8 protein-coding genes are annotated in these 11,273 nt (G+C 34.3%); 3 read left to right on the plus strand and 5 right to left on the minus strand.

Features of this window, described 5'->3' with window-relative positions:
* Nucleotides 1–31 precede the first annotated feature (31 nt).
* On the plus strand, nucleotides 32–1,192 hold the full coding sequence (locus JHC30_01455) for a cation:proton antiporter (protein MCI4462821.1): 1,161 nt from the start codon (nucleotides 32–34) through the stop codon (nucleotides 1,190–1,192).
* Here JHC30_01455 and JHC30_01460 read toward each other — a convergent pair.
* The 5 genes from JHC30_01460 to JHC30_01480 form a co-directional block, all read right to left on the minus strand.
* Nucleotides 1,175–2,323, minus strand: coding sequence for an MFS transporter (locus JHC30_01460; protein MCI4462822.1), 1,149 nt, complete (start codon nucleotides 2,321–2,323; stop codon nucleotides 1,175–1,177). The two genes, JHC30_01455 and JHC30_01460, sit on opposite strands and share 18 nt — an antisense overlap.
* Complete coding sequence (locus tag JHC30_01465; GenBank protein ID MCI4462823.1) at nucleotides 2,320–4,236, minus strand: molybdopterin biosynthesis protein; 1,917 nt, start codon at nucleotides 4,234–4,236, stop codon at nucleotides 2,320–2,322. Before JHC30_01465 ends, JHC30_01460 begins: the two co-directional genes overlap by 4 nt.
* A gap of 408 nt (nucleotides 4,237–4,644) precedes the next feature.
* Nucleotides 4,645–5,205, minus strand: a complete 561-nt coding sequence (gene rsmD, locus JHC30_01470) for a 16S rRNA (guanine(966)-N(2))-methyltransferase RsmD (protein ID MCI4462824.1) — start codon at nucleotides 5,203–5,205, stop codon at nucleotides 4,645–4,647.
* Entirely contained in the window at nucleotides 5,205–7,553 is a 2,349-nt protein-coding gene (gene recG / locus JHC30_01475) for an ATP-dependent DNA helicase RecG (protein MCI4462825.1), read from the minus strand. Before recG ends, rsmD begins: the two co-directional genes overlap by 1 nt.
* A gap of 11 nt (nucleotides 7,554–7,564) precedes the next feature.
* Nucleotides 7,565–8,734 carry a phosphopentomutase gene (locus JHC30_01480; protein MCI4462826.1) on the minus strand — a complete coding sequence of 390 codons (1,170 nt, stop codon included), beginning with the start codon at nucleotides 8,732–8,734 and terminating at the stop codon, nucleotides 7,565–7,567.
* A 107-nt stretch (nucleotides 8,735–8,841) separates the two neighbouring features.
* On the opposite strand from JHC30_01480, the gene JHC30_01485 reads away from it, so the two are divergent.
* The gene (locus tag JHC30_01485) at nucleotides 8,842–9,642 is read left to right on the plus strand and encodes a lipoate--protein ligase family protein (protein ID MCI4462827.1); all 801 of its coding nucleotides are present in this window, start codon (nucleotides 8,842–8,844) and stop codon (nucleotides 9,640–9,642) included.
* Nucleotides 9,643–9,655: 13 nt separating this feature from the next.
* Nucleotides 9,656–11,272, plus strand: coding sequence for a peptidylprolyl isomerase (locus tag JHC30_01490; GenBank protein ID MCI4462828.1), 1,617 nt, complete (start codon nucleotides 9,656–9,658; stop codon nucleotides 11,270–11,272).
* Nucleotide 11,273: the final 1 nt, after the last annotated feature.

The following is an 11,273-nucleotide window of genomic DNA, read 5'->3' on the forward strand; positions in this document are numbered from 1 at the left end:
ACAAATTCAAAGAAATAATATTTAATAGGTTATGGGAGAACTAATAATTTTTATTTCACTTTCAATAATTGGCGGAATTATTGCTTCCTACTTCGTTTCAAAATCTGACTTTCCTACTATAACCGGACTTATAGTTTTGGGGATTGGAATCTCTTTGATTCCATTTGTAAGAAATTTGGTAACAAAGTACAATTTGTTTTTTCAAATAATACTTGAAATTTCTGTTTCTTTGCTTCTTTTTGAAACTGGCTTGGAAATAATTTATTTACACAGAAACAAGAAAATCATACTTGCTTCACTTCTTCAATCTACTTTAACTTTTTCGATAATTTTCCTTGTAATGCAGACCATTTTTAATATTGGCTTTCTTGAAAGCATCGTTATATCGACCATTTGGATGGTAACTGGATCTGACATTGCAATTTCGCTTCTTAAAAATATGCCCATTGAATCTTCTTTAAAAATACAAATCGGAACTATGATTGTTATCGATGATCTAATAGGCGAAATTTTCTTCTTTATTTCTTTTCCACTTCTCAGGTTTAATTACGTTTTGCAGCAAAATTTCTATCTTGTCTTAAGAGGCACTCTTGAAGAAGTACTTCTGTCTATAATTTTGGGAATTTTTCTTGGGTATGTTATACACAAATTTTTCAAATTTGCTTATAATAAACTCCCTCAGGTAATTAGTTCTTTTGCATTTATTTTGCTTGTGGTAGGACTTTCAGAATATTTAAATTTACATTCAATAGTTGTTGCACTCATCAGTGGAATTGTTTTCACGCTTAGCTCAAAATTTGAGGTAGTAAAAAAAGTAAGGCTATCTTTACGAGAGTTTGACCAACTTTTTTATACCTTATTTATTATCTTTTCAGTCGCTTATGTTGGCTTACCAAAGATAGAGCATTATCTATTTGCAGGGCTTGTAATCTTATTAATTCGCTTCATTGGAAAAAGTGCAGGCACATTTTTTGTTCAATCCACAAAATTAATAGATCTGGAAAGTTTTTCAGACTTGCTTATTTCTATGCTTCCTCAATCGATATTTAGTGCCTACTTTGCATATCTTACAAGAGACTATCTATCTATTTTTGGTGGCTTAGTTTTCGCAGTTGCTATTGCAAGTATAATTCTTTTTGAAGTTGTCGGGTATTACTTAATAAAGAAAATTGCCCTAAACAAAGAGCACTAATACTCCTGCAATAAGTGCAAGTACCCCCCCGAAGTAAAACGGAGCGCTTGGTGCAATGTATTGATAGAGTACTCCCGCAATTAATGAGGCTGGGAAAGCCATTATGCCTACTGCAAAATTATAAATACCAAAAGCCGTCCCTCTTACTTCGTCATCTGTTACAAGGTCAGAAACAAATGCCTTTTGTATTCCCTCTGACATTGCATAATAGACTGCGTATAAAATGAATACAAACCACAAAAAATTCGCATTTTTAGTTAATGCAAAAAGTAGATAACTTATTCCGTATACACCCATTCCTATTATTAAAGTAGTTTTTCTTCCGATCTTATCAGAAAGGGCACCTAATGGTGTAGATAACAAAGCGTAAACCAAACTGTGTAATGCCCACATAAGGAGTATTGTCGTTGCTATAACTCCAAGATTGTTTGCATACATTGTAATGAAAGCATCCGAACTATTTCCAAGAGTAAATATAAGAATAGTAAAAAGGAACATATAGAAGCGTTTTCCAAGTTTTGCATTTGATATGAAACTACTACTCTTTTTTATTTCAGTGTTCAACTTTTTTTCCTGGACAAAGAAAAGAATTATAACAGCAATTACCGCAGGAATTAACGCAATTTTGAATATTTCTCTATAATTTGTTTTCCCAAATTTTTCTAAAACCCAGAAACCCAAAAGCGGTCCCGCTGCAGCGCCAAATGTATCAAGTGCCCTATGAAAACCAAAATAAAAGCCCCTGTTTGTATCATCAGTATAAGATGCAATAAGTGCATCTCTTGGCGCAGTTCTTATTCCCTTTCCTATTCGCTCTAAAGCCCTAACTATAAGAACTCCCACTGGGCTATTCACAAAAAGAAGCAAAGCCTTTGCAAGAGTTGATTCTGCATAACCAAATATGGTTAACCACTTCCTATTTCGTAACTTATCGGAAATATATCCGGAAAATACCTTAAGAAGGGAAGCAATTGTCTCTGCAAGCCCCTCTATAACTCCAATGAAAGCCCCACCTGCTCCTATGGACTCAAGGAACAATGGAAGCACTTTTGTAATCATTTCTGTAGAAATGTCAGTAAAGAAACTTGCAAGTCCCAGGATAATTACATTAGGATTTAATTTCTTTCTCATGGTAAATCCTCCTTCGCCAAACCTATCAACTTGTAACCTGGAAAATCATTCAAAATATCTTCAAGGTTTTCATTTTTAACTTCATTTAAAATCATCTGTATCATTTCACTTTTGAAATAATCCCTTCTTATAATAAGTTCATATTCCTCTTCTCCTAATGTTATAAAATCAAGGTCAAACAATCTTGCTACATATTCAATTCCAATACCACAATCTGCTATGCCTTCGTTAATAGCATTTGCAACACCTAAGTGAGTTGTTTCTTCAAGGTCATATCCGTTTATCTTGCGCCTATCGATGCCATTAATATCAATAAGATAGTCAAAAAACACTCTTGTTCCAGAGCCTTTTTGCCTGTTAACAAACTTTACATCTTCTCTTTCAAGATCCTTTAATGAATTGATATTTTTTGGATTTCCTTTCTTTAATATGATACCTTGATTCCTGTTAACTAAATGAAAGCGAACATAAGTGCCATCTTTCAAATATTTTTTTAAAAATGGTGTGTTGTATGTTCGAGTTTCCCCATCAAAAAGGTGAATTGAGGTGATGATTGTTTCTCCTCTATCAAAAGATAAAAGTCCTCCTAAACTTCCAACATTTATAATTCCAAATTTAAACTCAGGATTTCGCTTGCGAATGCTATTTAAAAGAAATTCGAGGAGAGGATCATTACTTCCAATAAACAACAATTGTTCTAAAACATAATCAGGGCTCCTCAACAAATCAACTTTTATTTGTGTATTAGCCTCAATGCCCTCTTCTTCCTCTTTAATTCTAAAAATACCGTCCGCATTTGCAACAGAGGTTAGGTTTGCAGCTCCTCTCTTTAAAGGTACACAAACAATCTCATCTCCAATTTTTGTAACCTTCACACGAATAAACTCTTCTACGCCAAGTGAAGATGGAATATCCCTCTTTAAAGTTGCGTTAATTTCCTTTGGCTGCTCAAGAGAAACACCAGTGAAAGATTCGATTGCAACTTTCAAGAAAATTTTTGCATCAATAAAAGAAGATACCGGGAAGCCTGGAAGCCCAATGAGAGGAACATTTCCGTTAAATCCAATAACTAAGGGCTTTCCTGGCTGGATTGTAAGACCATGGAAAAGAACTGGAGCAAAACTCTCAAACACCTTGGTTATAAGATCTTTACTCCCCTTCGCAGATCCACCAATTACAACAATAATGTGGTAATCTTTAGAAGCATCACTAATTACATTCCTTAGGATTTGAAAATCGTTTGGGAGCACCTTATCTGAAATTTTTACGTAAGCGCCGTACTCTTCCAATATTGAAGAAATCATATAAGAATTTGAATCGATAACATCACCAATATTTAAAGTTTCTCCTAATCTCTTTACTTCTTCGCCAGTTGGAATTACAAATACTTTTGGCTTTTCAAATACAAAAATCTTCTCATTGTAAGATGAGATTAAAACGCCAATATGAGCGGGTGTTATTCTTTCATAAACGGGAACAATTATCTCTCCTTTTGCGAAATCTTCTCCAATCACTCGGACATTCTCGTAAAGATGAAGCGGAGAAAAAACTTTTAAAGTATCACCATTGACCTCAACATCTTCTATCATTACAACACAATCAAAAGGAAATTTTATAGGATCACCCGTGTTTACGGGAATTGCGTCTTTTCCTATTTCGAAAATCTTAGGATTATTAATCGTTGCATATGTAGTCAATTTTGATTTTAGTGCAAAACCGTCAACAGCCGAAGCGTTAAAAAACGGATTTGAAATTTTTGCTACAACAGGTCTTGAAGTTATTCTACCGAGGCTATCATAAACAGAAATTTCTTCCTCTTTAAGGTTTCTATAAACTTCTCTCTTTTTAAGGTTGTCTATAAATATCTTTATTGCATTGCTAAGGCTTTCTTTTTTTAAAAATATTTCTCTCATTTGATATTTCCTTGCAAAAAATTAACAACCTATTATAATAAAATTTGATGATTAAACAAATATTAAAGTTCTTGCTTTCAAGCTTTTTAGTTGCAGTTATTGTAACTTCTATTACATTTTTGGTATTACTTATACTTGGTAAATTTCAATTAGTAAGATTGTTGAATATCTATTTTTTAGAAGGAAGCATATTTGTAATTATAAGCGCTATTCTATCTTTAGGAAACCTTGGAGAAAAGGTTTACATATCGTATATTTATTTTAGAGCGTTGAATTTATTAACAAACAGCGATACAGGTAAAAATGAAATGCCACTTAACTCTTCTCTTTTGCCATTCTTCACTGGACTATTTATCTATAGCATCATATTATTGATACACATTATTTTTAAACCTACATTTTAAGGCATTATTCTACTACATAATAAGAAACAATTATTTTGCCATACCTTTTTTCTTTAAATTTTTTAAGAACAAAATTGCCTTCAAAAGTATCGCCCAATTTTTCTTCTTCTGAGTGTTCCGCAATTATAACAACATTCTTTTTTAGAAGTAGCGAATTTTTTAATGCTTCAAGTGTCTCTGTTGCAAAGTGTGTCTTATATGGTGGATCGAGAAATACGAAATCAACATCTCTCTCAACTTTGGGAGAAGCGATAAACCTAAAAACATCCTGCATGTAAACCCTTGACCTATCTTGTAAATTAAAGCGTAGAATATTTTTCTTAATTATACTGCAAGCCTTTGGATTTTTTTCAACGAAATAAACAAAAAAAGCCCCTTCACTTAGCGCTTCGATTCCAACCGCTCCAGAACCTGCAAACAGATCAACAAAAACTTTACCCTGAATATCAAACCGTATAACATCAAAAATAGCTTCTCTAACTCTGTCACTTGTTGGTCTAAGTTCGATATCTTTCGACGGTGAAATTATTTCTTGTCCTTTAAACTCCCCCGCAACAATTCTCATCATGCAACCTCAATTAAAGGAATCTTTTCCTTATATTTTATCGCAAGCAATCTATTAAACTCTTTAAGTCTTTCGGGGTCGTAATCTATTTTCCCATTTATAAGGTTCATTGCTTCAGCCCTTGCTATTTCAAGTATCCTTGCATCGCTTTCGCCTAAAAGCGTGGTAAGTTTTAAATCAGGCAATCCTGATTGCTTTGTTCCGAGAAGCTCTCCTGGTCCTCTTAATTTCAAGTCAAATTCAGCAACCTCAAAGCCATTATTAGTTTTTTCAAGCACACTCAATCTTTCAATTGCCTCTTTAGAGGGATTACGAGTTATAAGTAAACAATAAGACTGTAAGTTGCTCCTTCCTACTCTTCCCCTTAACTGGTGAAGTGTAGCAAGACCAAACCGATCGGCGTCCTCAATAACAATAACAGTTGCATCTTTAACATCTACTCCTACTTCCACTACTGTAGTCGAAACCAAAACTTGAACTCTTCCAGTACGAAAACTCTCCATTACATTAGCTTTCTCTTTGAAAGACATTGCACCATGTAATTTCGCAATTTTATACCCTTTTAGATAGGTTTTAGAAAGTTTTTCGTACAGCTTTTCTACTGACTGGGCGTCGAAATTTTCAGAGTCTTCAATCAAAGGACAAACAACATACGCCTTATTTCCTTTGTCCAGTTCTTCTCTTACAAGTTTATATGCAAGGTCTTCTTCGTTATAAAAAACCTTTGTAATTACAGGTATGCGTCCTTTGGGCATTTCTCTAATCTCACTTACATCAAGATCTCCGTAAAGAGTAAGTGCAAGCGTCCTGGGGATTGGCGTTGCACTCATTACGAGTGTATGAGGAATAACTGCCTTGCCCTTTAGAGAACCTCTTTGAAGCACTCCGAAGCGGTGCTGTTCATCGACAACCACGAGCCCGAGTTTTTTAAAAACAACACTTTCCTCTATAAGGGCATGAGTTCCAAAGATCATATTAATTGCTCCGTTTTTTAGGTCTTCAAGGATTTTTCTTCTATCTGCTGCCTTAGTGCTTGAAGTAAGTAGTGCTAATTTAATCTGAGTTTTTGAAAATATGTTTGAGGCTGTGTTAAAAGTTTGTTCCGCAAGTATTTCTGTTGGACTCATCATTGCTGATTGAAAACCATTTTTATACGCTATAAACATAGAAAAAAGCGCAACAACCGTTTTACCAGAACCTACATCGCCGTGCAATAGACGATTCATCGGATGACCTGACTTGAGATCATTAATTATTTCAGAGATAACTTTCTTCTGGTCGTTCGTAAGTTCAAAAGGAATAAGACTCGTAAATTCTTTTAGATATTCATCTTTTACTTCAAAAACAAAACCTTCACTTTTTTCAATTGCAGCTTTCCTTTTGCTTAAAATATACTGTAACTCAAATAGTTCATTAAAGATAAGCCGATCCTTCGCATTTTTAAGTGCTTCAAAATTCTCTGGAAAGTGTATATTTGACAATGCATAATTTAAGGGCACTAAGTTTCTCCTTTTTAAAATTTCAGTGTCTATATAATCAAATATTCTCTTACCTGTGTTTTCTACGAAACTTGAGGCTTTGTTTCGAAAAACTTTCTGAGTCAAGCCTTCAGTGAGTGGATATAATGGAATTATGCGCAAAGTGTGTACCAATTCCTTCCTCTCTTGTGAAATTTCATATTCTGGTGATGGCATCTCCCATTTTCCGTACGCAAATTGTACTTTTCCAAATAAAAAAACCTCCATACCCTCTTTAAAAATGTTCTTAAGGTATGGCTGATTAAACCATGTGGCTGTTATATAACCTGTTCCATCTGTTCCTAAAATAGATACGATAGAAAGTTTTCCTTTTCTTTCTTGAACTGAAACAACTTTAATCTTAAGAAGTACCGTTTCTCCATTTTTTAACGAAAAGATCTTTTTAACATTTCGCAAATCAAGGTAAGCTCTTGGAAAGTGAAACAAAAAGTCATAAGCAGTAATAATACCAAGCTTTTTAAACTTCTTTGCGAGTTCTGGTCCAACGCCCTTAACAAATTGAACAGGCGTGAATAAATCTGATAATTTTACGCTTTCTTCGACGCTTAAATCCGAGAGCTTACTTTGGGAATCATTAGTAAAATTAGTATCGCTTTCTTCTATTGATCCTAAAATTTTCAAAGCTTTTTCAATTCTTCTTTTCCTTTCTTCTTCAGGTATTTCCGAGTAGTCTATGAAGATGGCGGTAAGCTCTTCTTTTCTTGAGTCAATAGTTTTAGCTATATAATCTATAACAAATTTACTAAAACCACCAATAACAGAGTCATTTTTATAACCTCTTTTCGCTTCAAGGAAAAGAAGCTTTTTCAACTTTTCAATGCTCATCTATAAACAAGGTTTAAAAAACTTGTTCCATTTATCCTTTCAACATTGAAAATCTCTGAGATTGTTGCGGAAATATCAGAAATACTTCCCCTTAATCCAAGGTTTACATTTGGCTTTACATGAGAACCATAAACGATAAGAGGAGTAAATTCCCTTGTATGATCTGTATGTGCTTTAAATGTTGGATCACAACCGTGGTCTGCAGTAATAATAAGCATATCGTATGGCTTCATCTTCTCAAGTATTATAGGCAATCTATCATCGACATCCTTAAGACCTTTACCATATGCTTTGTAATCTCTTCTATGTCCCCAGTTTGCATCGAATTCTACAAGGTTAGTGAAAATAAGGCCTTCGTAATCTTTAGATACTTCTTCAATAGTTTTTTCTAAACCGTCTAAATTGTTTTCCGTGTGAATGCTTTCTGTTAATCCCACTCCTGCAAAAAGATCATGAATTTTACCTATACCAACTACATTCAATCCCTTTTCTTTAAGAAGATCGAGAACTGTTTTTTGAGGAGGCTTTACTGCGTAATCTCTTCTTTCTGCTGTTCTTATAAAACCAGTTTCAGGTGATCCGATAAAAGGTCTTGCAATAACTCTTGCAACTTCGTGCTCTCCAATACAAACTTCATTTCTTGCAATTTCACACATTCTGTAGAGTTCTTCGAGCGGTATAACATCTTTATGTGCAGCAATTTGGAAGACAGAATCTGCAGAAGTATAAACTATAGGGTTCCCAGTTCTTTTATGCTCTTCATATAACTCTTTAATAATTTCGGTTCCTGAGGCAGGTTTATTTCCTAAAGCCTTTTTGCCAGTCAATTTTTCAAATTTTTCTATTACTTCCTTCGGAAAGCCGTTTGGGTAGGTTGGAAATGCTTTCTTTAGAATTACGCCAGCCATCTCCCAGTGACCACTTATTGAGTCTTTACCCTTTGAGTTTTCTTTAAGCCTTCCGTAAGATCCAATATAGTCTCCACTTTCATTAAAGACTACACCCCTTAATCCTAATTTTTCAAGATTGGGTAGTTTTATATCCGGATTGTATTGAAGAGTATGCAATAAAGTATTAGCACCCCAATCCCCATACTCAATTGCATCTTCTGCTTCACCTGCTCCTACGCTATCAAGCACCAAAATAATCACTCTTTTTATTTCCATCTTAACCTCCAATTTAATATTGTATATTTATTTTAATCTAAAAGCAGCATTTTTCAAATTTTGCTTCATCTTGCTTAAATTCATAAATTCTGATAAAATTTTAAGGCATGTATAGATTTATAGACACGAATGGTAACAATGGTGCCATGAATATGGCAATAGATGAGGCATTACTTGTTGCACAGGCAAAATACAACACTCCGCCTGTCTTGAGGGTGTATAAATTTGTCCCTCCTACACTTTCTATCGGGTTCTTCCAAAGTGCACAGAAAGAAGTTGATTTTGACAATCTCAAAAAAATGGGGTATGATTTTGTAAGACGCCCCACAGGTGGAAGGGCAGTCCTTCATGACAGGGAATTAACTTATAGTATAACAATTGCTTACCCGAATAAAATTCTTGAGATGAATCTTCTTGATTCCTTCCATTTTCTTTCAAGAGGCATAATAAAGGCAATTGAAATTCTTGGAGGCAATGCGTATTTTTCACAGAGTGAAGATAGAGAAGTTTCAAGTCCATCTTGTTTTGCATCTCCAACATTTTCGGATATTTTGATGAACGGCAAAAAGGTTGTTGGTTCTGCCCAGATGCGCAATAAGTTAGGACTTTTGCAACACGGTTCAATTCTATATTCTGTAGATATTGAGGCAATCTTTAAGTGCTTTAAGTTAGAAGAAGACACAAGAAAGAGACTCGTTGAAATTGGTAAAAGAAAAATTTCTTCACTGTCCGACGAATTAAAGAGAGAAGTAACTTTTAACGACATAAAAACTGCTTTAAAAAAGGGAATGGAAGAGGTATTACAGGATGAAATTATAGAAAGCGAGTTAACAAAAGAAGAGTTCGATATAGCATATGAATTATACGAAAATAAGTATAATACAAATGATTGGAATTTTAAAAAATGAGAGGTGAATATAAATGGGTAGACAGAGCAAAATTAGAAAATTAAGACGAGAAGGGAAACTTCCCAGAATTGAGAAAGAAAGGAATACCCCTGTTTGGGTTAAAGTCCTTGTTTCAATCCTTATAGCAGTACTCGTTTTAGTAAGTGCCTCTGCAGTATGGGGATATGCAGAGAGAAATGTTGCTGCGAAAGTTGGTAGAGAAACTATAACCATAGATCAAGTAAACAATCAGCTTGATTATTATAGAAATCTTTATAGCCAGTTTGGAATGACTTTAACTGCGCAACAGGAAGAACAATTGAAGCAAAACATACTTCAGAATTTAATTGAAGAATCTCTTCTTGTACAATACGCAAAAGATCACAATTTAAAGTACGACGAGGCACAGTATAAAAAGAATTTGCAAGATCAAATAGACCAAACAATAGAACAAGGCAAGAAAAACAACGGAGAAAAAACTTTCTTAGACCTTGTAAATGGTCAATATGGCTCGCTCGATGCATATAAGCAGTATCTTGAGAAAGTTTATGGCCCTTATGTTGAAAGACCACTACTTGCGCAGGCAGCGCTTGATGAAAAATATAAAGATATTAAAGTTACAGACGAAGAAGTTAAGCAATACTTTAACTCAGTTAAAGAAATTTCTGCAGAGCACCTACTTGTTCTTCTTCCCGGAAATCCAAGCAGTTCGGAAGTAAACAATGCAAAAAAATTAGCAGAAGAAATCTATAAAGAAATCAACGAAAAGAAGTCGCAAGATAAGAACTTCAATTTTGCTACATACGCACAGGCAAAAGTAAAAGAGGTAAACGAGAAGAACAAGGGTAAGGAAGTATTAAAATACGAAAATCTCGGATATTTCCCAAAGGGACAGATGGTAAAAGAATTCGAAGACGCAGTTTTTGATACAAAGGTTAATGTTGGAGATATTATAGGACCGGTAAAAACTCAATACGGTTTCCACATAATTCATATTTTAGGAAAGAAAACTGTTGCAGAAACTTATGATGAGCCAGAAAAAGTAAATGTAAGAATTGTTCAGTTTAATTTCGATCCAAAAGACGCTAAATCAAAGGAAAATGCATTCACATCGGCAAGAAGCATCTCTATCCAAACAAAGAACGGAATGAGTTTTATTGATGCTGTTAAAAGGTTTTCTCAAGATGAGACGACCAAGAAAAACAATGGCGAAACTGGATTTTTCTCAAGAGATGAAAAGCCAGAAATTTTTGATGAGGTTGTAAAATTGAATAAGGGTGGAATTACTGATCCTATTTTAGTTGGGAACTCCTATGTGGTTGCTCAATTAATTGATAAAAAACCTGCAAAGAAAGCAACTTTAGACGACAAGGACATTTATAACAAGGTTAAAGAAGAACTTATTAATAATAAAAAAGAAGAAATTAAGAAGCAATTCATTGAAGAACTGAAAAAGACATACCATGTTCGAACGACGAACCCTGGAAGAATTCTTGCAAACTTCTTTAGGAAATATATTGCAACACCATTCAACAACTTCAACAACTGGATCAGCAATATATCAAAGCCTGCAAATAATACCAATCAGCAAAACCAGAACAATACTTCTACACAGCCACTCGAACCTGTAAATCCATCGTCGGGAAGCTAAC

The sequence above is a fragment of the Caldisericum sp. genome, from assembly GCA_022759145.1.
In the GTDB taxonomy this organism is placed as follows: Bacteria; Caldisericota; Caldisericia; order Caldisericales; family Caldisericaceae; genus Caldisericum.